Source organism: Flavobacterium panici (genome assembly GCF_903819335.1).
Taxonomy (GTDB): domain Bacteria; phylum Bacteroidota; class Bacteroidia; order Flavobacteriales; family Flavobacteriaceae; genus Flavobacterium; species Flavobacterium panici.
In genome coordinates, this window is sequence record NZ_CAIJDE010000063.1 from 119361 (window position 1) to 143422 (window position 24062).

Consider the following 24062-nt stretch of genomic DNA (forward strand, 5'->3'; position numbering starts at 1 on the left):
AAGTTCTTAAATCTTTATCCCAATTTTTCTGAAAATATTATCAATAACCTTATTAATATCCGGAGAGATATTAAATTTATAATTTAGATAAACATACAGAATTGTTACCAAAATTGATTTTAAGGCAATGCTGATAAGCTGGTAAAATGGAAATTCCCAAAAATAGAAAACTAAAAACAATACAAATGTAAGCAGCATTGAAGAAAGCGTTTCTTTTGTAAAAGGATATAAATGAAGTTTCTTGACAACAAAAAGCAGCTTAGCCAAACTGTATAATGTGATGGACAATAAAGTGGCAAAAGCTGATCCGAAGATTCCAAAAATTGGAATAAAGATCATATTTAAAACTACAGTCAACACAACCAGCATTAATCCTAAATACAATACCATTCGGTAATATTTAGTATTAAAAATAATTGCATTGTTGTTTCCTAAAATCAAATCGAAATATTTAGACAAACCAATCATAAATACAACTGCAATTCCGCCGCTGTATTCTTTTGGAACTAATTCGTACAATTGATTAATATTTACAAATATGCAGAGCATTACAAAACCACCCACAATCTGCAGATTAATAGAAGTCTTTTTATAAAGATCATTCAATTCGTCATGCTTATTTTCATGCATTAATTTTGCCGTAATGGGATATACAATTTGATGCATCGCACGACTCGGAACTGAAATTACCAAAGCAATATAAGTAGCAACAGAATAGAAGGCAATATTTTCAATCTGCATGTATTGATTTAATATCATTTTATCACCATCCAAAAGCAAATTGGCCACGCTTCCTGATAAAATAATATAAAAAGTATATACTAAGATATCTTTTGTATTTGTTGGTATTGTAAACTGAAACGTTGGTTTTTGAATACTAAATGCGTATAACATGGTGATCAGGAACGCCAGAAAATATAAAATTGCTGTTGCGTACACAAAACCTTCTACACTAAGCCAATTGTAATAAACACCTATTAGTAGAAATAATGAAAATAATCGCAAGCCCACTTCCTTAACAAAGTTTCCAAAAACAGAATGCATATTTACTCGCAGCCAGGCATAAAAAATTTCAAAATAGGCCATACACAATCCTATAAATGGTATTAGCCAGATATAACTTTTTACAATCGCATTCTTTTTTGAAACAAAAAATAAAATCTCATCATAAAAAACAAGTCCAATCAGTAAAAGTGGAATTATTAATAGCAGAGGAAATAAAACCGTAAAAGATAAAAAACGGGATTTTTCCTCGTCGGTTTGATATTGTGAATAGAATTTAACCAAGGTATTTTGCATCCCAATCGCAAATAAAGGCATAATCACATTGGCACAAGACGTCACATAATTAGTTAAACCATAAAAAGTTGCGCCCAGAAAAACAGGATATAAATAAAGTGTATTAATGGCTCCAATTCCAAAGCCAATGTATGTTATTATAGTGTTTTTAAAAGACTGGTTTAAGACAATACCCATTTTTTGATTGCAGAGTTTAGATTGTAGAGTTTAGATTTTTGATTTTCTGCTCTCCTTTTGTTTTTGAAATTGTTATTAATTGATCAATTGTACTAATTGCTTAGTAAGGTTTTTTCGTGAATATTGCTGTAAACCAACACCATTAGCTTGTAATTTTCCTTCTAAAAATTGATTATAAAAGTCCAAAATTACACTTTTTAACTTCGCTTTTTCTGAATAATCAAAAAATACGCCTGTATTGGTTTCTTTTATAATATCGGCAAAATCAGAACCTTGTGGTCCAATAGCAATAATTGGACGATTTGAGACCATATATTCAAACAATTTCCCCGGAATAATACTTTTAGTATCTTCAGAATTTATTTCGATTAAAAGCAAAACCTGAGACTTTTTTTGATGGGCAATAGCTTCATTATGCGAAACATATCCTAATAAGTTCAAATAATCGTTTAGTTTAAATTCTTCAATCGAATCTAAAACTTCCTGACTTACGGCACCAATTAATTTAATTTCTAAATGCGTTTTAAAATCCGGAATTTCCTGAAGTAATTCTACCAGACATTCCCATAAAAATTTTGGATTTCTGTCTGATAAAAATGATCCAATATGAGCAAGAGTAAACTTAGTATCTAATGTTTGTTTTTCTACGTTCTCAATGTCGTAACCGTTTGTAATTACTGAAATTGGTTTATTGGTAATCGCCTGAAATTCGGCTTTTGTAGTTTTACTTGTTACAATTATAGTATCAGCAGAGTTAAGAACTTTATGTTCTAAACTTTTATGTTTTTTTGCAGCATAATCGGATAAACGCAAAGCTTTATGGTAACCAATAGTTGTCCACGGATCACGAAAATCTGCAAACCATTTTACATTTAATTTTTCTTTTAATTCTAAGCCAATTAAATGTAAGCTGTGCGGCGGACCCGACGTTACGATTGTATCAATATTATTTTCTTTGATGTATTTTTCAAGATAAGAAACAGAAGGTTTTACCCAAAAAACTCTCGCATCCGGAATAAATAGATTGCCACGTACCCAAAGAAAAGCTTTATCTAAAAAAGTCTGCTTTTTTTTATGTGGAAAAATTCCTGAACTGATTTTCTTGGTTTTGTTCTTTGAGAAAACAGAAGCTAACTGATAAGGTTCCCAAATTTTATTTTTAAGAACAATTACTTTATCGGATATTTCGCTTACCAAGCCTTCGTCAACAATTGGGTAAGTTGGATTTTCCGGAACATAAACAATGGGCTGAACACCAAAGTCTGGCAGATATTTTACAAATTTCAGCCAGCGCTGTACTCCCGGCCCACCCGCTGGAGGAAAGTAATAGGTTATAATTAAGAGCTTTTTTTGTTCCAAGGAAAATCGTTTATTATTTTAAAGTGCAAAGATAAAGTTTATTTCAAAGCTAATTTCTTGTATACTTTATATATAATATAAATTAAAAATAAGCAGTTTAAGAAAATCCAAAAATTATAAAAACACCAGACAATTTTATATTCAGTTTTCATGCTTGAAAAACTAAAATATTCTCCTTGACTTTCATTATAAAAGTCATCATATCCCATCATGTAAATCCCGCAAAAAACAAATACGAATAAATCAAAAACGGCAAAGACAACTATTTTTAGAACTTTTGAAATTAGCATCTAAAAGCTAGACTTTAAATTCACTCTTATTTGTACTATGTTTTTTTCGCTCGAAATAGATTCCGCCAATCAAAAGCACAAACATTCCAATTGAACTTACAAGATTAATTGTACCACCCGTTTTAATAACCTGTGGTTCAAATTTAAATTCGATAGTATGTTTTCCGCCTGGGATTTCCATTGCTCTTAAAACATAATCAACTGGGAAATGATCTGTCAATTTTCCGTCTATGTAAGCATTCCAGCCATTTTTATAATAGATTTCAGAGAAAACAGCTAAACCATCTTTTCCATTATCTGATTGATATTTAATATAGTTTGGCTTGTATTGAATTACTTTTATTGTTCCGGTTGTATCCCATTGTTTTTTCATTCGGGCATTTTGGAATTTACTTTCATGTTCATGAACGTTAAAAACCGCCACTTTTTTAGTATCGATATGATCTAATGCTTTCATTACATCATCTGGTTTATTTACAAGCTTAACAGTTTCTACAAACCAAGCATTTCCATTTGCATCAGGATTAACTGCTGGTATAGGCGCACCTGTAGAATCAGTCTGAATTACATACTTAACATTCAACATATTAAGCACTTCAAGATTCATATTTTTTGATTTATTACCAATTTGGTAATCAAACAATTGCTGCATTCTTCTTGGTTTTGCAGCGTGATATCCTCCAATAGAATGGTGAAAATAAGAAGCTGTTGCGCTAGACATATTTCCGTCAATATCAAAAACTCTGTAATGCGTTGTATCTTTTAAAATTTGAGCATCGGCTGGAGTTTCCTGAAAAGGAGCTGCAATTTGAACCGGGCTAACAAAATCCTTTGCTGAAACGTATTTTTTATCTACAAAAAACAAATCAAAAATCATTAAAAGAGCAACGATGACTAAAGTTGTTGTCTGCGAAAATTTATTTTTTATAAATAACCATAAAACTCCAAATGTTACTACGATAAAGAATCCTGAACGCAGCAAATCTGCAGAATATAAAGACTTTCTATCTTCTATTAAAACATCAACAAATTCTTGTCCGTACATTTGAAGGAAATAGTTATCACTGCTTCCTGAAAAATGAAAGAAACCTTTAGCAATTACTAAAATTAATATAACTCCCAATCCAAAAACTCCAGTTTGAACAAGCGCTTTTTGCTGCAATTTAGGTTCGTCTTTTGCTTTAAAAAACGACTGAATTCCCATCACTGCTAAAACTGGCATACATAACTCTAAGATTACCTGAATAGATGATACAGCTCTAAACTTATCATACATTGGCACATAATCAATAAAGAAATCTGTCAAAAGAGAGAAATTTTTCCCCCACGAAAGTACAAGTGAAAATAATGCTCCTGAAAGAAAAACATATTTTATCTTTCTATCATCAATAAATAAAGCTAAAACCGCTAAAAAGAATACTACAATTCCAATATACGCCGGAGCTGCAACAATTGGCTGATCTCCCCAATAAGTTGGCATTGCTGATACAAAACCTTCTGCCTTAGAAGGTTCTACATTATGATCAGTCATAAAGGTATACATACTGCTGTCTTTACCTATATTTTCATGATTTGACCCTCCAAAAAGTCTTGGAGCAATTAAATTGAAACTTTCAGCAATTCCGTAACTGTATTCCGTAATATATTCGCGGCTTAAAGCGTTTTCATTTTCCTTTTTAGTTCCGTCAGGATTAAAAGTTAATTCGCTGTTGCTTCGTGTACTAAACTTAGCATATTCACTTGTTGCCAATAAATTCCCTGCATTAGCGCCAATTGCAAAAATTCCGGCTACAGCCAAAGTTCCAATGGCAATTAAAAGCGGTTTGTATTCTTTGTCTTTTATAAAAGTAAAGGCAAAATAACCTGAAAGTATCAATAAGAAAATCAATAAATAATAGGTCATTTGAAAGTGGTTGGCATTAACTTCTAACGCCACCGCAAACATGGTGAGCAAACCTCCCCAAATATATTTTTTCTGAAAAACGAGTATAAATCCGGCAATAACCAGTGGCATGTAAGCAATTGCATGCGCTTTTGCATTATGTCCAACGCCTAGAATAATAATTAAATAAGTAGAAAAACCAAACGCAATCGCGCCAATAAAAGCTTTTAAAGGGTCTGTTTTTAAAACTAATAACAAACCATAAAACCCTAAAAAGTATAGAAATAAATAATCAGCCGGACGTGGTAAAAAACGTAAAACATCATCTATTTTTCCAACGAAATCATTAGGATAATTTGCTCCTAACTGATAAGTCGGCATTCCGCCAAAAGCAGAGTTTGTCCAGTAAGGCTCTGTATGTTCTGCTGCTCTAAAGTCGTTTTGCTCTTTGGCCATTCCGGTGTATTGAGCAATATCTGACTGGAAAATTTGTTTTCCCTGCAAAACAGGATAAAAGTAAATTAAGGAAACAAGAATAAAGCCCAGGATTACAAGGGCATGCGGATAGAATTTATTTACTATTTTCAATTTTGGCTGGTTTGGTTAAATGATGAATCCTAATACTACAAGGATACAAACTTAATCTATTTCTTCGTAATCAACATAATCGCCTACCTTTTTGGTTTCGCGAGGCTTTTTAGCATTAGCTGTATTAATGATTATTTCGTCATTATTGTTATTACGAGTTTGCTGCCAGGAATTATCCTGACTGTATTGTTGTTGTCTTTGAAAATTTTCTCCTGCTTTCTCTACCGCTTTTTTAACCAATACCGGCAAAAAGATTCGGGCCAAAAATTTAAAAATATAATAAAACGCAATAATCCACATTATCGTTTTAAACAAATTTGTAAAAGATGCTTCTTGCATGATCATATAATTTTTTTCCAAAATTAGTAAATCCGTTGTTTAAAATTAAAATATCAATCTTAAATAAATAATAAAATATAGTACATTTGAAATGCGTTATAGCTTTTAATCAAAAAATACATTTATGTTGAAAATTAAAAACTTACTCTTTGCGTTTCTTTTTTTAGTACCACAATTTTTTTTCGCACAATATACTGATGTGATTAATTCGAATCGTCCGGGCGAAACTATGTCGGCTTATGCGGTTGGAAAATCAGTTATTCAGGGCGAGATTGGCGTTTATGGTATTAAAGAAAAACACGACTTATTAGATTATGACGCTACCGGTTTTGGTACCGATTTAACCGTTAGATATGGCGCTTTTTTAGAACAGCTTGAATTTATTTTAGATGTTCAATATCAAATGGAAAACTTTGATACTCCATATACCAGCTACAAAAAAAACAACTTCAGACAGACCGTTTTAGGAGCTAAATACCTAATTTACGATCCTTATAAAAACTATAAAAAAGAAGCTAATATTTATAGTTATAAAGCGAATCACAGTTTTCAATGGCGCGAATTAATTCCGGCTGTTTCTATTTTTGCCGGAGCGAATTTTGTTGGTGCAGATAATCCGTATTATTTTTCTCCAAATGGAGATATTTCTCCAAAAGTTGCTTTAGTAACTCAAAACTTATTTGGCGGCGGAAGATGGGTTTTTGTAACCAATATTATTGCAGATTATATTGGAACAGATTATCCAAGTTATGGTTATGTTTTAACCTTAACACACGGATTTAATGATAAATGGTCTGGGTTTGTTGAAAATCAAGGGTATAAAAGCGACTTTTACAGCGATGCCATAGTACGCGGCGGTGCTGCATACCTTTTATCTTCAAATATGCAGGTTGATGCTTCTATAAGTACTAATTTCAAAAACACGCCTTCTATTTTATATGGAGGAGTTGGTTTCTCCTGGAGATATGACGGATGGTACAAGGAAAAACAAATTGCGAATAAGAACAAAGAGAAAGCAAAGAAAAACTCTGATAATAAAGAAGAAAAAGTAGATTATCAGGAAAAAGAAAGAAAACGTAAAGCTAAATACGAATAAATTTAATAATCAAACCTTTAAAAAAGGAGTTAATACGATCTTAATGATTACAATCAAAGAAGCCAAAACTAAAAAAGAACTAACCGAATATATAAAATTTCCGTTCTCACTTTATAAAGATAATCCGTATTGGATTCCTCCTATTATTGCTGATGAATTAGAGTCTTTTGATAAAACTAAAAATCCTGCGTTTGATAATGCAGAAGCTTATTTTTATCTGGCTTACAAAGACAATCAAATTGTTGGACGAATTACGGCTATTATAAACTGGGCAGAAGTAAATAATCAGCATAAAAGAAAGGTTCGTTTTGGATGGTTTGATGTTATTGATGATATCGAGGTTACTAAAGCCCTTCTTGAAAAAGTTTATGAATTAGGCAGAAAACATAACTTAGAACATGCCGAAGGCCCTATGGGTTTTTCTAACTTAGATAAAGTTGGCGTTCTTACAGAAGGTTATGACCAAATAGGGACTATGATTACCTGGTACAATAATCCTTATTATGTTACTCATTTTGAACAATTAGGTTTTCAAATTGAGAAAGAATATATCGAAAGTATTTTCCCTTTTTCAAATGTAAAGCCTGAATTTTTCCTGAAAGCTCAGGAATTAATCAAAAAGCGTTACGGGCTTAGAGCATTAACTTTCACTAAAACAAAAGACATAATGCCGCACGTGGATAAAATGTTTGATTTGTTTAATGAATCTTATGCTAAACTGGCTTCTTTCGTGGCTATTTCAGATTTTCAAAAAGAATATTTTAAAAAGAAATACATTAGCTTTATCAATCCGGAGTACATAAAGTTTGTAGTAGATAAAGAGGATAATTTAATTGCTTTTAGTATTGTAATGCCAAGTTTTTCAGAAGCATTGCAAAAAGCCAAAGGAAAACTTTTCCCATTTGGTTTTCTCCATCTTTTAAAGGCAAGAAAGAAAAGTAAAGATGTTGTTTTTTATCTTATCGGAGTTCATCCCGATTATCAAAATAAAGGCGTTACAGCGATTATTTTTGATGAATATTTTAAAACTTTTTCTGAAAAAGGAATTCAAAATTGCATCAGAACTCCTGAATTAGCTGAAAACACAGCGATTCATTTGCTTTGGAAAAACTTTGATCCGAAAATTCACTGTCAGAGAAAGACTTATTTGAAGTATTTATAAGTTTTCAGTCGCAGTTTTCAGTTTTCATAAATGAAAAAACTCAGTATAATATTGGCGTTGTTAATTTCACTTTCATTTACAAAAGATGACAGCGATATTTTATATCAAAATTATGTTAGAGCAATAAATAACGGCGGTACTTTTCAATTTTTCTTGGTAGTTAAGATAAAAAACCTGAATACTAATAAAGTTAGAGAAATCTGCACTAAAGCCAATTTTCTGCAAGGAGCAATACATAGAGAATATAATATTGACTATGATGAAAGAGGAATAATTAAAGCCTATCAAACCGCTATAAAAAACAAGAATAGGTATTTTGAATTCAAGAATGACAGCGCAATAGCAAACCTTGGAATTGAAGATTATTCTGAAAATGATTTAAAGAAATTGCAATCAAGAATTAATTTTAATTTGCTAACTCAAAAAATTAAGAAGAATCAAAAATGGTCTTCATATCTTGATCACAAAGAATTAAAAATGTATGCACATGCTTTATTTAACCTGGGAATATTAACTGGTGAAAATAGTTGTTTTGGAGGTACGTTGATTTATGTAAGTCCAAAGAGTAATTAACTTTTTAAAATAAAACATAAAAAAAATCCATTCGCCCCCAAAACGAATGGATTTTTTACTTTAATAACAATTCATTAATCCACTTTGCAATCTATTTTGGTCAGCGTATTTTTCTGATCAAATTTTAGTTTTGTTTTATCTTTAAATGATACTTTGTCATTAGCTTGTACAACATCTCCGTACCCTTCAATAAGAGTTCCGTCTTTTTGTAAAAAAACAACTTCTCTTACAGATGAAGTTCCTTCAGAATTAAAAGTATAATCGGCAACTATAGTGTCGCCTTTCATATTTCCAATCAGTGTTCCTTCATTTTTATCTTTTCCTGCCAGGTTATAGCTTAATTTTCCATTTACTTCCTGATGAGAATTTACATTAAAACTAAGTTCAATTACGCTTCCATTTGCTCTCCATGCATAACATTGATCTCCTGCTGGTTCTACAATTTCAGCCTCTTTTGGCGGGCTTGGTGTAATTTGTACTGGCTCTGTAGTAGTCGTTTCTTTTTTACAGGAAATTAGAACTGTCAAAATAAGGGTTGCTATTGCTAATACTTTTTTCATAATGCTGAGTTTTTTATTTTGTGATTTATGAATTAAAGTTACTTTAAATAAAAAAAAAACCATTCGTATAACAAATGGATTTTTTTACATAATTTCCACTTAAGGAAATCTATTTTTAAATTAATTACGAAACGTCAACTGTTGTGCGTTCTGCAATTTCTTTATAAGTTCCGTTAACTAATTTCTCGCGAATTGCTTCAAAAGCCGTTAAAGTTTCTTCAATATCTGATAAAGTATGAGAAGCTGTCGGGATCATTCTTAATAAAATAATTCCTTTTGGAATAACCGGATAAACAACAATAGAAAGGAAAATACCGTAGTTTTCTCTTAAATCGTTTACCATTACCATTGCTTCAGGAATACTTCCTTCTAAGTAAACCGGAGTAATACAAGTATTAGTATCTCCAATATTGAATCCTTTTTCTTTAAGACCGCTTTGTAATGCATTTACATTTTCCCAAAGTTTATCTTTAATAGAAGATGAATTACGCAATAATTCTAAACGTTTCAAAGAACCAATTGTCTGGATCATTGGTAACGCTTTAGCAAACATTTGCGAACGTAAGTTGTATTTTAAGTAATCAATAACTGTTTTATCTGCAGCTACAAAAGCTCCAATATTTGCCATTGATTTTGCAAAAGTCGAGAAGTAAACATCAATATCGTCCTGAACTCCCTGCTCCTCACCTGCTCCGGCACCTGTTTTACCAAGTGTACCAAAACCGTGTGCATCATCAACTAATAAACGGAAATTGTATTTTTGCTTCATAGCAACAATTTCTTTCAGTTTACCCTGCTGTCCGCGCATTCCAAAAACACCTTCGGTAATAAATAAAATACCTCCGCCTGTTTCTTCGGCCATTTTAGTAGCACGCTGCAGGTTTTTCTCCATACTTTCAAGATCATTGTGTTTGTAAGTAAAACGTTTACCCATGTGCAAACGAACACCATCAATAATACAAGCATGTGAATCTACATCATAAACAATGATATCATTTTTTGTAACCAAGGCATCAATAATAGATACCATTCCCTGATAACCAAAATTCAATAAATAAGCAGATTCTTTCATAACGAAAGAAGCCAGTTCATTTTCTAATTGCTCATGATAAGTTGTATGTCCAGACATCATACGAGCTCCCATAGGGTATGCAGCGCCATATTGAGCCGCAGCATCCGTATCTGCTTTACGAACTTCTGGATGATTAGCTAATCCTAAATAATCATTTAAACTCCAGTTTAAAATATTTTTTCCATGAAACGTCATTCTAGGACCCAACTCTCCTTCTAACTTTGGGAAAACGTAATAACCTTCTGCCTGAGAAGCCCATTTTCCTAAAGGTCCTTTATTGTCCTGAATTCTTTCGAATAAATCTTTTACCATAAATATATTTTAAAGTAATAATTCGTTTTGTACAGGTCGCAAAAATAATGATTATTATTCTAAAATGGAGTTGAGCATTTGTTTTTATTAAAAAAATATCAAAATATTAATTTACAAAAAATTTACACATACTTAAAGAATTGAATTTAAAACAGTTAACTATAATAAAAGTGTACACAATAATTTAATATAAAGGTTTTATTAGTAAGTATTTCATGACTTTTATCATGATAAAAGACAAAATAGTCTTTTATTTTTACTCCTGATTTAAAACTAAATAAAACCAAAACCTTATGAAAAAGAAAAATGACATTTCGATTAAAATGAACATGTTGTTATGCTTACTTTTTACGATTTTATTAGGAAGTTGTAAAAAAGAAGAATCAGTAAACTATACTGATATAATGACCGAAGGAGAAATGAATGCTGAACTTACAGCCCCTCCAATGGTTCCAAAACCTGTTGGAAACAGAACTGCCATGAAACTCAAATTAAACATGGAAATCAAAGAGCAGGAAGGCACAATGACTGATGGTGTAAAATATACGTATTGGACATTTGGAGGCTCTGTTCCGGGAAGTTTCATTAGAACGCGTGTGGGAGATGAAGTAGAATTTCATTTAAAAAACCATCCGGATAATAAACTGCCGCACAATATTGATTTACATGCCGTAACCGGACCTGGCGGCGGGGCGACTTCTTCGCTTGTTGCTCCCGGACATGAAAAAGTTTTCAGCTTCAAGGTGATCAATCCAGGACTGTATATATATCATTGTGCAACAGCGCCTGTTGGAATGCACATTGCAAATGGTATGTATGGTTTGATTTTGGTTGAACCAGAAGGCGGACTTCCTCCTGTTGACAAGGAATATTATGTAATGCAGGGTGATTTTTATACGCAGGGCGAATATGGCGCAAAAGGCCTGCAACCATTCGATATGAATAAAGCTGTAAAAGAAACTCCAGATTATGTTGTATTTAATGGAAAAGTGGGTTCGCTTACAAACGGAAATGAGTTAACAGCAAAAGTGGGAGAAACGGTACGCTTATTTGTGGGGAACGGCGGTCCAAACTTAGTATCGTCTTTTCATGTTATTGGAGAAATATTTGATCACGTTCATGTCGAAGGCGGGACTGTAATTAATAAAAACGTTCAAACCACTTTAATTCCGGCCGGTGGCGCTGCAATTGTTGATTTTAAAGTAGAAACTCCGGGAACTTTTATTCTGGTTGACCATTCTATTTTTAGAGCCTTTAATAAAGGAGCTTTAGGAATGTTGAAAGTAGAAGGAAAAGAGAATAAAAACATTTATTCTGGAACGATTCAGGAAGGAATTTATCTGCCAGAAGGCGGAACTATCCAAAAAATGCCTGAAAATGCAACTGCAAAAACTGCAACACCTAAACGAACTGCCGAAGAAAGAATAAAAATTGGAAAACAAATTTTTGGCACTACTTGTTTTGCTTGTCATCAATCTGAAGGGCAGGGAATTCCAAATACCTTTCCCCCTCTTGCAAAATCAGATTATTTAAATGCTGATTCTAAACGTGCTATTAAAACAATTTTACACGGCTTAACCGGAGAAGTAAGCGTGAACGGAAAAAAATACAATAATGTAATGCCGGCTCAAAATTTATCTGATGATGAAATAGCTAATGTGCTTACGTATATCTATAACAGCTGGGGAAATAATAAAACAGAAGTTACTCCGGAAATGGTAAAAGCACTGCGATAACAATCAAAAATAAAGCATGAAAAAATTTATTTTCATTCTTACCTTTTTCCTGATGTTTACAGGCGTAACAATAGCGCAGGAAATTGGAATGGCTCTGATAAAAGAGGGACGTTTTGTTCCTCTTTACGGAGCCTCATCTAAAAAACCCGTGTTTGTAAACTCTTTTTATTTAGACATTTATCCTGTTACCAATGCCGAGTTTTTGAGCTTCATTAAAAAAAATCCAACATATAGTAAATCGAAAATTAAAGGAATTTTTGCCGATAAAACATATCTGTCTTACTGGAAAAATGATTTTGATTTTGGCAGTTCAAAACCAAATTCGCCAGTTACAGCCGTTTCTTGGTTTGCTGCAAAAAAATACTGCGAGTGTCAGGGAAAACGTTTACCCACAATGGATGAATGGGAATATGCAGCGATGGCCGATGCAAAAACAGTGGATGCCAGAACCAAAAAAGAATTCAATAATTACATTTTATCCTGGTATGAAAAGTCAAAAACGTATGAAAATGAAGTGGGAAAAACATTTAAAAATTATTGGGGAGTTTACGATATGCACGGTTTAGTTTGGGAATGGACAACTGATTTCAACAGCATTTTTTTATCGGGAGAATCTAGAAAAGACAAAAGCAGCGACAAAAATTTATTCTGCGGAAGCGCCTCTGTAAACGCATCCGATTTAATGGATTATGCGGCATTTATGCGCTACGCTTTCAGAGGAAGTCTTAAAGCGCAATACTCAACCCGAAATCTTGGTTTTAGATGCGCCAGTTCAACAAAACCAAAAGTTAATCTTTAAATTAATTTCAATGAAAAAAACAATAATTGCGGTTTTCATTCTTCTGTTTTCTTTGCAGAGCTGTAAAGAAAATAAAAAGGATACTGCAGTAACAAAAAAGGAAATAACTGATTTATCCATCTATAATCTTCCTTCAAAATGGACAACTCAAAACGGAAATGATATTGAGTTAAAAAGCCTAAGAGGAAATGTACTGGTTATGGTAATGATTTACACAAGTTGTAAAGCCGCCTGCCCCAGATTAGTTGCAGATATGCGTGATATTGAAGCAAAACTCAATAAAAACACCAAAAAGAATGTAAAACTTATTTTAGTAAGTATTGATCCTAAAACAGATACGCCCGAAAGATTAAAAACTTTTGCAATTGCTAATAAAATGAATCAGGAACCGTGGCTTTTTCTTCGTTCATCTGAAGAAAACACACGCGAATTTGCAGCAGTTTTAGCTGTCAATTATAAACAAATATCTCCTGTAGATTTTTCGCATTCTAATATTATAAGCGTTTTTAATCCCGAAGGAGAATTAGTTTTTCAGCAGGAAGGTTTAGGTGTAAACAATGAAAAAACAATTGAAACTATAAATAAAGAAGCAGAAAAGATTTAAAATTTTGAATAGGTTGATTAGTGAAAAAACAAGAGGAGATTTCAGGAATGGATCGACTCTTGTTTTTTGTTTATAATAGAGACTGTAATCAAGATTAATCCTAAAACCAGCAATACACTAAAACCGAAAATACTTTGATAATATCCTAAAATTGTTCCTTTATTAAAAAAGAAAAATCCTCCCTGCAAAAACAATAAAACTTCTGTCCCAACAAATCCTAATACAAAACATTTCACTCCAATTTTTAAAACTAAAGAATTACTGAAAAGCATTTTATTTTGAAGCAATATTCCAAACAAAAAGCCTGTAATAATCCCTAAACTAGTTAAATGAATAAACCCAATTACAAAATTCCTGACTTGATGTGAAATTGCTGCAATATTGGGGAAAACGGTCAGTAATTGAATTCCTATTTTTAAAAACAAAGAACATAATGCTAAAACGTAAACCATTTTAGCCTCTTTGCTTAAATTAGCTTTAAAATCGTTTATTTGAGGCTGGATCATTTTATATAAATAAATAAAAGCCGTTAGTTGCAATACAACTCCAAAGGCATTTATCCAGCTTAAAATATTGGCTTCAATAAACCAGCGTATTGGAAATGAAACGGTTAAAATTGTTGAAATAATGAAAATGATGTAAAATTTTCTAAACTTAGCTTCTTCAATTTTGTGCTGAAACTGCTTTAAAAACAAAGCTAAAACCGCCAATAAAAACCAACCGTTAAACTGAAAATGCAGAAAAAATTGAATCGCAATTTGATAAAAGGCGCTTTGTTTTCCTAATGTACTTACTGCCGGACCCAAACACCAAACTCCTAAAGTAGAAAAAACCATAAATAAAATAGAAGCAATTAAAAGTCTTTGTGAAGACGTTTTTTGTTTTGGAAGATCTTTCCAAATTAATCGGCAGAAAAGATAACTCAGCAAAATGTGCATAGTCGAAAATGCAATAGAAAACAGTCCATAACCCTGAAAAGGAAAAGCAAGCATCATTCCTGTTACAGAAAGTTCTGTTAACCAAAACAATCTATTATATACAGGTTTCCGGCTTTTTTCTTTCGGAATAAAAAAATGAATTACCAAGACATAAATAATCATGTAAACCCAGCCCAGCATAGCAGCATGAGAATGCGCATGAAGTATAAAACTGTAGTTTATAAAATCTAAAGGAAAAAGAAACATAAACCGCATTAATAACCCAAATGCGCAGGCTATTAAAAAATTAAAGAAACAACAGATTATCCAGGTTTTTTGAAAATTCATAATATGCTTTTTTTTTAAAACACATAGAAACATAGATTTTAAAAAAAACGAGGTTTTAAAAAATCTAGATTTTTACACATAGCTATGTTTGTTAATGCAAGTGAAACGCCTTTTTTAAGTTTACAATAATCTATGTTTCTATGTGTTTAATATTTTTTGAGCTCTAATAAAAAACACCAACAATGCTCCATAATCTGGAATTTATCGGTGTTTTTCTCTAGTTAAAATTATAGTTAAGCAAATTCCTCTTCCAGCGCAACCGCTTTTGGAAACAAAATATTATTCTCTAAATGAATGTGTTTATGTAAATCTTCTTCAAATTCATTAAGCATTGCATACGTCACTTTATAAGTCGTGCATCCATCAGCCGGAGGTGTATAATTATTAGTCAGCTCAGCAATTTCTCTAAAACGGTCGCCTTCATTTTCATGTTCGTGCATCATCATGGCAATTGGGTTTGAAACCGTTCCAAAAGAAGGCTGCGATAAAACTCCGTTAGCCTCTTTCGTTTTTACCATTCTTTTTACAAAAGGAAATAAAACCAGCTCTTCTTTTTTCATATGCTGCGCCAATTCTCCTGCACATCCAATAAACAATTCATTTATTTTAAATAATTCAGGATGATTTGAACCATGAACACTGCATAATTTATCTAGAAAACTCAGCAAAACCTGTGTTTTATCTTCCACATAACGGTGATGCGTTTTTTCTATATAATCAACTAATAAATCTAAAGGCCAGGAATTAAAATCGATTCCGCTTTTATTTTCTGACTGCAAAACATCATAAATACTTTGAAGCAGCGCATCAGAATTAATTTCTTCCTTTTCACAAACTTCAGAAACGGTTCTGTTTCCTTTACAGCAAAAATCTATTTTATATTTAGAAAATACGGCCGCAGTTCTATAATCCTGAGCCACAAATGATCCGATTGTTTTGTTTTTTAAATTTTCCATTTTTCGTAAAAATTAATATTAATATATTTCTATTTTTAATAAAAGATAAAATTATCTTTTATTAGTTTTTAAAAAAACTCCAAACCAAATCAGGCTTGGAGTTTTATGATTTATTCTACAATTAATACACCTTTCATCATAGCCACGTGACCAGGAAAAGTACATAAAAAGTTATATGTTCCTTTTTTATCAATTGTAAATTCGATAGTATCTTCTTCACCTCCGCCCAATAATTTTGTATGGGCAACGATTGAAGCTTTTTCAGAAGCCGGAATATAATCTGTAGCCTTTGCTTCGATCGCTTTTGCTGCAAAAGCACCTTCATCTGTTCCTTGCTGAAGGATTACCAAGTTATGTCCCATTGCTTCTTTTGGAATTTTACCAACGTGTTTTAAAGTAAGTTTTATAGGTTTTCCGGCAACTGCTTTTAGTTCGGTTTTATTAAACTGCATTTGGTCATTTCCTTCAATAACCAAAACATTTTCAACGCCTGCTTCAGGCTTTACACCTTCATCTGATGTTGTTTCATTTATTTCTGTCGATTCATCAGCAAGAGCTGCTTCTTTCTTTCCGCAAGAAGTTACTGCTAAAAATCCCATTAGCATTACCATCGAAATTGTGACTTTTTTATTCATTACTATATATTTAAATTAAGATTTATTCCGTTTTATTAAAGATTTTTAAATAATAATCTCCAGCATTTACACCAAGCGCCAGCTCTTCTAAAGTAGTATTAGTAAGCATTGCCAAAAGCAGCTCGCGTATTTTTTTAAATTGATTGTGTACAGGGCAAGGATGAATTTCTGAACATTCTTTCAGGCCAATTCCGCAGCCTTTATAAATAGTATTTCCGTCAATCGCATCCACAATCTGAATTAATTTTATCGATTTTAATGCTTCTTTCGAAACCTCAAAACCTCCTCCTACTCCTTTTGCCGAATAGATGATTCCGGCTTTGGTTAAAATCTGCATAATCTTCGCAGTAAAAGGTTCCGGCGAATCAATTTCTTTGGCAACATCTTTTATTCCAACCCTAATTCCTTCTGAAGATTTTGTTGCAATAAAAATAGAAGCCCTGATTCCATACTCACACGCTTTTGAAAACATATACTGGTTGATTAATTTCTTACAAATATATTCAAATCTTCCATAAAAGACAATTTTATCTTTAATTAATTTTTTATAACAGAAACCTTATTTATAACCAAAATAATTAACACGGTCAAAAACACTTATTCATCAACAAATTCACCTAAAAACGAATTTTAATTTTAACTTTGATTGTACTTAATTTCTAATATCTAAAAAATGCCTGTAAGCAACTCAAAAGAATTAAAATTAGCTGTTCTTATTGACGCCGATAATGTGCCCTACAGTAATGTAAAAGGGATGATGGAAGAAATTGCAAAGTTTGGAACTCCTACAACGAAACGTATTTATGCGGACTGGACCAAACCAAATGCAAACGGATGGAAAGCAGTTTTGCTGGAGCATGCTATAACTCCTATACAGCAATATAGTTATACGGTTGGAAAAAATTCTTCAGATTCGGCATTGATTATCGATGCAATGGATTTGCTTTATTCGGGAAAATTAGATGGTTTTTGCATTGTTTCCAGCGACAGCGATTTTACCCGTCTTGCGATTCGGCTTCGGGAATCTGGCATGAAAGTAATTGGCATTGGTGAAAAGAAAACCCCAAGTTCTTTTATCGTTGCCTGCGACAGGTTTATTTATATTGAAGTTCTGGACGGCGCCATTCAAAAGAAAAAGCCAAAAGCAACCGCAGCAGACACCAAAAAACCTGTAGAAAAACCTGCTGAGAAAGCACTTCACAAAGTTGACAAACAAACCATTGAACTTATTGAAGCTACAATTGAAGATATTGAAGATGATGACGGCTGGGCATTTCTTGGCGATGTGGGCAATTTGATTGTAAAGAAAAAACCAGAATTTGACCCAAGGAATTATGGTTATTCTAAGCTTACGCCAATGCTGAAATCATTAACGGATATTTTGGAAATCGACGAAAGAGAATCAGATAAAAAAGGCATTAAACACGTCTATGTCAGATTACGGTACAACTAATTAAATTATTACCTTATTACTATTATTATTTAAACATGAGAAAAAAATTCTTTATTTACGGATTCTTATTGTTTCTAATTGTTCTTGCAATTTATCATTACACAGGTCGAGGTTATCTACTTGTTTTTATTATCCCAATTTTATTGATTATTGGAGCTTATAATGCTTCTCAAAAAAAGCATGCTATTTTAAGGAACTTTCCGGTTTTGGGTTATTTCAGGTATTTATTTGAAATGATTGCTCCGGAAATTCAGCAGTATTTCATCGAAAGATCTACAGATGGAAAACCTTTTTCACGAAACCAGCGCTCACTTGTTTATCAAAGAGCAAAAAATATTGATTCGAGTACGCCTTTTGGAACACAGCAAAACTTAAATACGGAAACTTATGAAGGTATAAAGCATTCTATTTTTCCGGCAAAAGTTAATGAAGAATTACCGCGTGTTTTAGTGGGTGGAAAAGATTGTAAACAACCTTATTTAGCTTCTTTATTTAATGTTTCGGCAATGAGTTTTGGTTCATTAAGCGAAAATGCCGTTCGTGCCATAAATATTGGTGCTAAAAAAGGAAACTTTTATCAAAATACAGGTGAAGGTGGTTTAACTGAATTTCATCTTGCGGGAGGCGGAGATATTACGTGGCAGATTGGAACGGGATATTTTGGATGCCGTGATGCCGAAGGAAATTTCAGCCCTGAAAAATTCTCGGAAAAAGCCAATCTTCCAAACGTTAAAATGATTGAAATTAAACTTTCGCAAGGCGCAAAACCAGGACATGGCGGTGTGCTTCCGGCGGCAAAAAATACAGAGCAAATTGCTAAGATTAGAGGTGTTGAACCACATACTATGATTCTTTCTCCTCCCGGACACCATGCTTTTTCTGATTCTAAAGGGCTTTTGCATTTTGTGAAACAATTACGTGATTTATCAAATGGAAAACCTATTGGTTTTAAATTATGTATAGGAAATACGGCTGAATTTGAAGCAATATGCCACGAAATGATCGCCGAAGATATTTACCCAGATTTCATTACTGTTGATGGTGCCGAAGGTGGAACCGGAGCTGCTCCGTTAGAATTTGCAGATGGTGTTGGAATGCCTTTTGAACCGGCTCTTATTTTCGTAAACAAAACATTAATTGGTTTAAATATTCGCGACAAAATACGCATTATAGGAAGTGGAAAAATTATTTCAGGATATTCAATCCTGCACGCCGTTGCTTTAGGCGCAGATATGTGTAACAGCGCGCGTGGTTTTATGTTTTCTTTAGGCTGTATTCAAGCGTTACGCTGCCATAATAACGAATGCCCTACTGGAGTTGCGACTCAAAACAAAATGCTGATGAAAGGTTTGGTTGTAACCGATAAATCAGATCGTGTTTATCATTTTCATAAAAACACACTTCATTCTGCAAACGAACTTTTGGCTGCAGCCGGAAAAACATCTTTTGCAGATGTAGATATTAATATCTTTATGCGTGGTGATGAATTTACCAATTTATCAGAATTGTATTTCCCTGATAATTTGACAAACGTTACCAAACGTAATTAAAACAAAAAGCCTCTTTGTAAATTCAAAGAGGCTTTTTTAATTTTAAGAAGCCTATTTCTTTTCTTTCATATTTTGAGAAAAGAATTCAATAGCGCGTCCTTTTAATTTATCAAGAGGAAGTTTACTGCTTTCGAATTCATAGAAATTAAGATATCCATCGTTTTTAAAGCATAAAGCATAACCATTATATCTTTTACTTTCTTTGGTTATTTTGTATGATATTGCCTTAACGTCTCCAATAGTATTCTCTACTTTAAACTTTTGCAAATTAGCGCTGTTTTTTAAGGTTTTAAAACTTGGTTCTATTTCTGCTTTAGATTCAAAATCGTGAATAAAAACATTTAGATTATCCGGCGATTTAAACGCCATTCGCAACGAATCATCGTGTTTGTTTTGAAGATAAAAATCCTTTGGTATTTTAATCTGTGTATCTAATGCAATGTATATTAAGGAATCTTTTGCTAGTTTTTGAATACCGTAATTATCTTTTTGCAAAGCAGACAAACTGTCTAAACTTTCATAATTAGAATACAATATTGCATTAGACATTTTTCTTTGCATTTCCTGATGCTGTCTAAAATTCTCTTTCATGGCTTCCTGAGAATTTCGAAAACTTTCCATTACAGGATCATTTTCATAACGGGGTTTATTCATGTTGGAACAAGTATACAACAATCTTCCGCCCAAAATTATAACCGATAATATACTTAATACGGTTCGCCAGGTTGATCTGTCATCCATGATTATTTCAGGTCTTTTTCAGTCAAAATAATATCATTTACCAGATTTCCTTTAGCATCCTGATATAGATATTTTATTGTCGTAATGTTATAACGTTGTATAGAACCCAAAATAGTTTTTAAATCACTGCTTCTTAAAATACTTTCTTTCATTAAAACCTTTGCTCCTTCTCCTTTAAGCAATTCAGAATATTTTTTTGGTACTTCAATTTTATAAACCAGTTCATTTTTATCGCTAATTTCAATTTTTATGATTTTTGTTCCGTCTTCATTTACAATTGGCATATTTTGGTTCATTATGGCCAGCATTTGCTGCATCTCTGGATTCATGCCAGAACTTGAAAGTTCTTTTCTGTCTACAGCAGGGGTGTTATTTTTGCTTAAAATTTTATTTAACTCCTTTTCATCTACTTTTAATTCAGCAAGTATGGTACTGTTATTGGCCAGAAAGAACATTTCAAACGTTACTCCTTCTCTAATTAGTTCCATTGAAGCTCTATCACTTTTCAGCATTTCACCAAGTAAAGCCGGGAACATTTGATTGTAAATAGATTTACTGGATTCGTTTTGTTCTAAATTAGTATCAATTCTTATTTCAACTTTATTTTCATTTAAAAAAGCTTTTGCACTTGCGCTGCTGATAATATCATTATGAAAAAGTGCACTTGAATTATTAAACGTATTAACGTATTCCTGAATTTTTTGCTTGGTATTTTTACAGCTTACTAAAAACAAAGCAATAGCAATCGTGCATGAGATTTGGGTAATTTTTTTGATCATAGTTTTATAGGTTTTATTAGGTAGACTTTTACACAAACATAATTTAATGTTAGAATTAATCCAACAAGAATTATTATTCTTAACGAAAAGAAAATAGCCTCTCTGATTTACAAAGAGGCTATTTTCAATACTTTAATTTTAACTTAAAGTTTGGCTGTTTCTTTATTTCCTTCTGCAGTTCCTTCTAAAACTGCTAATTCTTCTTTATCAACTGTTCTTTTAGCTAAAATAATATTGTTGTAGGCCAAAAAGTAAACATCAAACTTTACACCTTCGCCTATTAACTCTGTAGAAATTTGATCATTCTTAATCATTTCTTTTAGCAAATCCGGAAATGAATCGGCTGCAGCCTGCTTATTGGCTTCATCACCTTCTAAGTTGGTTTCAATTCTAATTTCAATTTTATTATCATTTAAAAACGCTTTCGCAGAAGTACTGGTAATCCCGTTACCTTTTATGGAAGATGAGTTGTTGTAGGTACTTACATGCTCCTGAATTTTTTGCTTGGTATTTTTACAACTTACCAGCAATAATGCAATTGCAAAAGCAAATGCGATTTGGGTAATTTTTTTCATAATTTTTTAGGTTTTTGGTTTATTTTTAACTCAAACATAATGAAATTATAACACAAAAACAAAACGAAGTCGCAAAACTTTAAAATGTAACTATTTAACTACAAATAGGTTATCGTGACGAAAGAATGAAAAGAATTAACTTAATAACTAAAAAAAATCCTCTTTAAAATTGTTTAAAGAGGATTTCATAAATATTTAATCTGAGTATTATTTTAGCAATTCACCCAAAGATTCTTTGTTGATTATTTGTTTTACAAAAACCGTATTATCATCGGCTAAAAAATAAGCATCAAACTGAATACCTTCTTCAACCAGTTCTTTAGGAATTTGATTTTTGTTAATCATTTCTTTCAGTAGCTTTGGAAACGATGATTCTGCTTTTGCTTTATTAGCTGCATTTTGCTCTAAATTAGTTTCAAACCGCAATTCGATTTATCATCATTAATATATCCTCTCGCAGTTGTAAGTGTAACATCTTCAGCCTTAAAATTTGCAGCTGTACTGTTATAAGTCGTTACATATTCCTGAAGTTTTTGTTTTGCGTTTTTACAGCTTACAAGCGTCAAAATCATAACTACACACAAAATCTGGCTTACTTTCCTAATCATAATTTAAATTTTTATTTCAATTTTTGAAGTCTTAAAAGTGCTTCAAGATAGTAATAATCTGCGTAATTTATAGAGCAGTCAATTTCGCTTCCGGCAGGTTTATGACCTGTTGAGTGCAATAAAAATGCTGAATTAACATCGTGGCTCTGGTAATTATCTGAAAGCGACACAATCATTTTTTTAGATTTTGTCAGATATTCGTTTTTCAGCGTTTTATCTTTCGTATAAGAACTCAATTCTAAAAGTGCCGAAGAAACAATTGCTGCCGCCGAAGCGTCTCTTGGAGCATTTGGAATATCCGGTGCATTAAAATCCCAATACGGAATTAAATCTTCTGTCGTCAATTTATCCAGATAAGCACGAGCTAATTTATGTGCAAAATCAAGGAATTTAGGATCTTTTGTTTCTCTGTAAGTCATTGTAAAACCGTAAATCGCCCACGCCTGACCGCGTGCCCACATACTGTCGTCACTATATCCCTGAGCCGTTCTTCCTTTTATCTTCTTGCCGGTTTCATAATCATAAATAATAACGTGATAAGAAGTATTATCTGGTCTGAAATGATTTGCCATTGTTGTTTCGGCATGTTTTACTGCAATGTCGTACAGCTTTTTATTTCCGCCGTTTTTAGAAGCCCAAAACAACAATTCTAAATTCATCATATTATCGATAATGGTATTGTGTCCGCCCATTTTATTGTGAGGCCAAGACTGAATTGTTCCCACTTTTGGATTAAAAAGTGTTGCCAATGTATCGGCTGTTTTTAGAATAATTTCTTTGTATGCTGCGTTTTTAGTTAATCTGTATCCGTTTCCGAAACTATTAAAAACCTGAAAACCTAAATCGTGATCGGCAGCTTTACTAACCGACAAAGGCGTTAAAAAACGACTAAATTTATCGGCTTCTTTTTCCCATTTTTTATCTTTTGTTGCTTCGTATAAAAACCACAATTCTCCAGGCCAGAATCCGCTTGTCCAGTCTTTGTAATTTACAAATTTCCAGTCTTTGCTCCCATTAGGAACCGTTCTTGGTGAAGTCCCGTCATCCGGAATCATTTTTAAAGTTTTTGAAGCCTGCTCTGCGCAATACTCCAATTGTTTTTTAACGTTAAACGAATTGTCTTTTTGAGAATAACCCTGATTTCCAACAAGTAATAAAGCGGTAATCAGAGCGAAAAATTTTGCATTCATGTGGTTATTTTTAAATAGATAGTTTTTAGAACTGATAAATTTATGAAATAAAGTAAACTTATTTTAGTCTTTGTATTTTTCGTTCCCTAAAAATGTACTTTTTTGTCATTGCGAGGAAGGAAGCAATCGCCCTAAACTGGATGTGATGGCACGCAGATGACGCAGATTTAAACAGATTTATTTTTGCTATATGATTGTCATTGCGAGGAACGAAGCAACCGCATTAACATGAGCTGCGAAGCTGGATGTGATGGCACGCAGATGACGCTGATCTAAACGGATTATTTTGTCATTCCGAGGAACGAGGAATCGCACAAGTAACTCCGCAACAGCAAGCCTCCAATCTTTGTCGATTCTTTAGTGCGATTCCTCGTTCCTCGGAATGACAAACTTCATGGTTACTATACATTTATGCATCACATATCAGTCAATAACAAGAATAAATCCGTTTAAACCTGCGTC

General features: G+C 32.6%; 24 protein-coding genes. 8 read left to right on the forward strand and 16 right to left on the reverse strand.

Annotated features, from left to right (window positions below):
• Positions 1 to 6: 6 nt before the first annotated feature.
• The 4 genes from FLAPXU55_RS21950 to FLAPXU55_RS21965 all read right to left on the reverse strand — a co-directional run bounded on the left by FLAPXU55_RS21950 (position 7) and on the right by FLAPXU55_RS21965 (position 5934).
• Positions 7 to 1476 (reverse strand): oligosaccharide flippase family protein, encoded by a 1470-nt coding sequence (locus FLAPXU55_RS21950; RefSeq protein ID WP_053473711.1) that lies wholly within the window; start codon positions 1474 to 1476, stop codon positions 7 to 9.
• 75 nt (positions 1477 to 1551) lie between these two features.
• Positions 1552 to 2835, reverse strand: coding sequence for a glycosyltransferase family 4 protein (locus FLAPXU55_RS21955; protein ID WP_180861360.1), 1284 nt, complete (start codon positions 2833 to 2835; stop codon positions 1552 to 1554).
• A 297-nt stretch (positions 2836 to 3132) separates the two neighbouring features.
• Entirely contained in the window at positions 3133 to 5595 is a 2463-nt protein-coding gene (locus FLAPXU55_RS21960; protein WP_180861362.1) for a YfhO family protein, read from the reverse strand.
• Positions 5596 to 5646: 51 nt separating this feature from the next.
• A complete protein-coding gene (locus FLAPXU55_RS21965) occupies positions 5647 to 5934 on the reverse strand; it encodes a DUF4834 family protein (protein ID WP_044048302.1) in 288 nt (95 codons plus the stop codon).
• A 124-nt stretch (positions 5935 to 6058) separates the two neighbouring features.
• Between FLAPXU55_RS21965 and FLAPXU55_RS21970 the strand changes: the two genes are divergently transcribed.
• Genes FLAPXU55_RS21970 through FLAPXU55_RS21980 form a run of 3 tightly spaced genes read left to right on the forward strand, consistent with a single transcriptional unit; the run spans position 6059 to position 8765 of the window.
• Positions 6059 to 7030 carry a transporter gene (locus tag FLAPXU55_RS21970; protein ID WP_180861364.1) on the forward strand — a complete coding sequence of 324 codons (972 nt, stop codon included), beginning with the start codon at positions 6059 to 6061 and terminating at the stop codon, positions 7028 to 7030.
• Positions 7031 to 7073: 43 nt separating this feature from the next.
• Complete coding sequence (locus FLAPXU55_RS21975) at positions 7074 to 8192, forward strand: GTP cyclohydrolase (RefSeq protein ID WP_180861366.1); 1119 nt, start codon at positions 7074 to 7076, stop codon at positions 8190 to 8192.
• Between the two features lie 30 nt (positions 8193 to 8222).
• Entirely contained in the window at positions 8223 to 8765 is a 543-nt protein-coding gene (locus FLAPXU55_RS21980) for a hypothetical protein (RefSeq protein ID WP_180861368.1), read from the forward strand.
• Positions 8766 to 8839: 74 nt separating this feature from the next.
• On the opposite strand, the gene FLAPXU55_RS21985 is transcribed toward FLAPXU55_RS21980, so the two are convergent.
• Together FLAPXU55_RS21985 and FLAPXU55_RS21990 are read right to left on the reverse strand one after the other, a co-directional pair.
• Positions 8840 to 9325: a hypothetical protein gene (locus FLAPXU55_RS21985; protein ID WP_180861370.1), complete on the reverse strand. Its 486-nt coding sequence runs from the start codon at positions 9323 to 9325 to the stop codon at positions 8840 to 8842.
• 124 nt (positions 9326 to 9449) lie between these two features.
• Positions 9450 to 10709, reverse strand: a complete 1260-nt coding sequence (locus tag FLAPXU55_RS21990; protein ID WP_053473718.1) for an aminotransferase class I/II-fold pyridoxal phosphate-dependent enzyme — start codon at positions 10707 to 10709, stop codon at positions 9450 to 9452.
• Between the two features lie 293 nt (positions 10710 to 11002).
• Between FLAPXU55_RS21990 and nirK the strand changes: the two genes are divergently transcribed.
• The 3 genes from nirK to FLAPXU55_RS22005 are packed head-to-tail and all read left to right on the forward strand — an operon-like array spanning position 11003 to position 13848.
• Positions 11003 to 12445 (forward strand): copper-containing nitrite reductase, encoded by a 1443-nt coding sequence (gene nirK / locus FLAPXU55_RS21995; protein ID WP_180861372.1) that lies wholly within the window; start codon positions 11003 to 11005, stop codon positions 12443 to 12445.
• Positions 12446 to 12461: 16 nt separating this feature from the next.
• Entirely contained in the window at positions 12462 to 13244 is a 783-nt protein-coding gene (locus tag FLAPXU55_RS22000; protein WP_180861374.1) for a formylglycine-generating enzyme family protein, read from the forward strand.
• Positions 13245 to 13254: 10 nt separating this feature from the next.
• Complete coding sequence (locus FLAPXU55_RS22005) at positions 13255 to 13848, forward strand: SCO family protein (RefSeq protein WP_180861376.1); 594 nt, start codon at positions 13255 to 13257, stop codon at positions 13846 to 13848.
• A gap of 41 nt (positions 13849 to 13889) precedes the next feature.
• Here FLAPXU55_RS22005 and FLAPXU55_RS22010 read toward each other — a convergent pair whose 3' ends face one another.
• From FLAPXU55_RS22010 to FLAPXU55_RS22025, 4 genes are all read right to left on the reverse strand, one after another.
• On the reverse strand, positions 13890 to 15032 hold the full coding sequence (locus FLAPXU55_RS22010; protein ID WP_317169661.1) for a hypothetical protein: 1143 nt from the start codon (positions 15030 to 15032) through the stop codon (positions 13890 to 13892).
• Positions 15033 to 15346: 314 nt separating this feature from the next.
• Positions 15347 to 16069 (reverse strand): iron-sulfur cluster repair di-iron protein, encoded by a 723-nt coding sequence (gene ric, locus FLAPXU55_RS22015; protein ID WP_180861380.1) that lies wholly within the window; start codon positions 16067 to 16069, stop codon positions 15347 to 15349.
• A 110-nt stretch (positions 16070 to 16179) separates the two neighbouring features.
• The gene (gene azu, locus FLAPXU55_RS22020) at positions 16180 to 16704 is read right to left on the reverse strand and encodes an azurin (RefSeq protein WP_180861382.1); all 525 of its coding nucleotides are present in this window, start codon (positions 16702 to 16704) and stop codon (positions 16180 to 16182) included.
• A gap of 22 nt (positions 16705 to 16726) precedes the next feature.
• Positions 16727 to 17176 (reverse strand): RrF2 family transcriptional regulator, encoded by a 450-nt coding sequence (locus FLAPXU55_RS22025; protein WP_180861384.1) that lies wholly within the window; start codon positions 17174 to 17176, stop codon positions 16727 to 16729.
• A 201-nt stretch (positions 17177 to 17377) separates the two neighbouring features.
• On the opposite strand from FLAPXU55_RS22025, the gene FLAPXU55_RS22030 reads away from it, so the two are divergent.
• Both FLAPXU55_RS22030 and FLAPXU55_RS22035 read left to right on the forward strand, forming a co-directional pair.
• Entirely contained in the window at positions 17378 to 18157 is a 780-nt protein-coding gene (locus FLAPXU55_RS22030; RefSeq protein ID WP_053473726.1) for an NYN domain-containing protein, read from the forward strand.
• Positions 18158 to 18192: 35 nt separating this feature from the next.
• The gene (locus tag FLAPXU55_RS22035) at positions 18193 to 19707 is read left to right on the forward strand and encodes an FMN-binding glutamate synthase family protein (RefSeq protein ID WP_053473727.1); all 1515 of its coding nucleotides are present in this window, start codon (positions 18193 to 18195) and stop codon (positions 19705 to 19707) included.
• A 51-nt stretch (positions 19708 to 19758) separates the two neighbouring features.
• On the opposite strand, the gene FLAPXU55_RS22040 is transcribed toward FLAPXU55_RS22035, so the two are convergent.
• The 6 genes from FLAPXU55_RS22040 to FLAPXU55_RS22060 form a co-directional block, all read right to left on the reverse strand.
• Entirely contained in the window at positions 19759 to 20448 is a 690-nt protein-coding gene (locus FLAPXU55_RS22040; RefSeq protein WP_180861386.1) for a hypothetical protein, read from the reverse strand.
• Positions 20449 to 20450: 2 nt separating this feature from the next.
• Positions 20451 to 21227 (reverse strand): hypothetical protein, encoded by a 777-nt coding sequence (locus FLAPXU55_RS22045; RefSeq protein WP_180861388.1) that lies wholly within the window; start codon positions 21225 to 21227, stop codon positions 20451 to 20453.
• Positions 21228 to 21370: 143 nt separating this feature from the next.
• Complete coding sequence (locus tag FLAPXU55_RS22050) at positions 21371 to 21802, reverse strand: hypothetical protein (RefSeq protein WP_053473729.1); 432 nt, start codon at positions 21800 to 21802, stop codon at positions 21371 to 21373.
• A gap of 207 nt (positions 21803 to 22009) precedes the next feature.
• On the reverse strand, positions 22010 to 22147 hold the full coding sequence (locus FLAPXU55_RS24150) for a hypothetical protein (protein WP_235992137.1): 138 nt from the start codon (positions 22145 to 22147) through the stop codon (positions 22010 to 22012).
• A gap of 59 nt (positions 22148 to 22206) precedes the next feature.
• The gene (locus tag FLAPXU55_RS24155; RefSeq protein ID WP_235992138.1) at positions 22207 to 22410 is read right to left on the reverse strand and encodes a hypothetical protein; all 204 of its coding nucleotides are present in this window, start codon (positions 22408 to 22410) and stop codon (positions 22207 to 22209) included.
• Positions 22411 to 22421: 11 nt separating this feature from the next.
• Positions 22422 to 23600, reverse strand: coding sequence for a glycoside hydrolase family 88 protein (locus FLAPXU55_RS22060; RefSeq protein ID WP_180861390.1), 1179 nt, complete (start codon positions 23598 to 23600; stop codon positions 22422 to 22424).
• Positions 23601 to 24062: the final 462 nt, after the last annotated feature.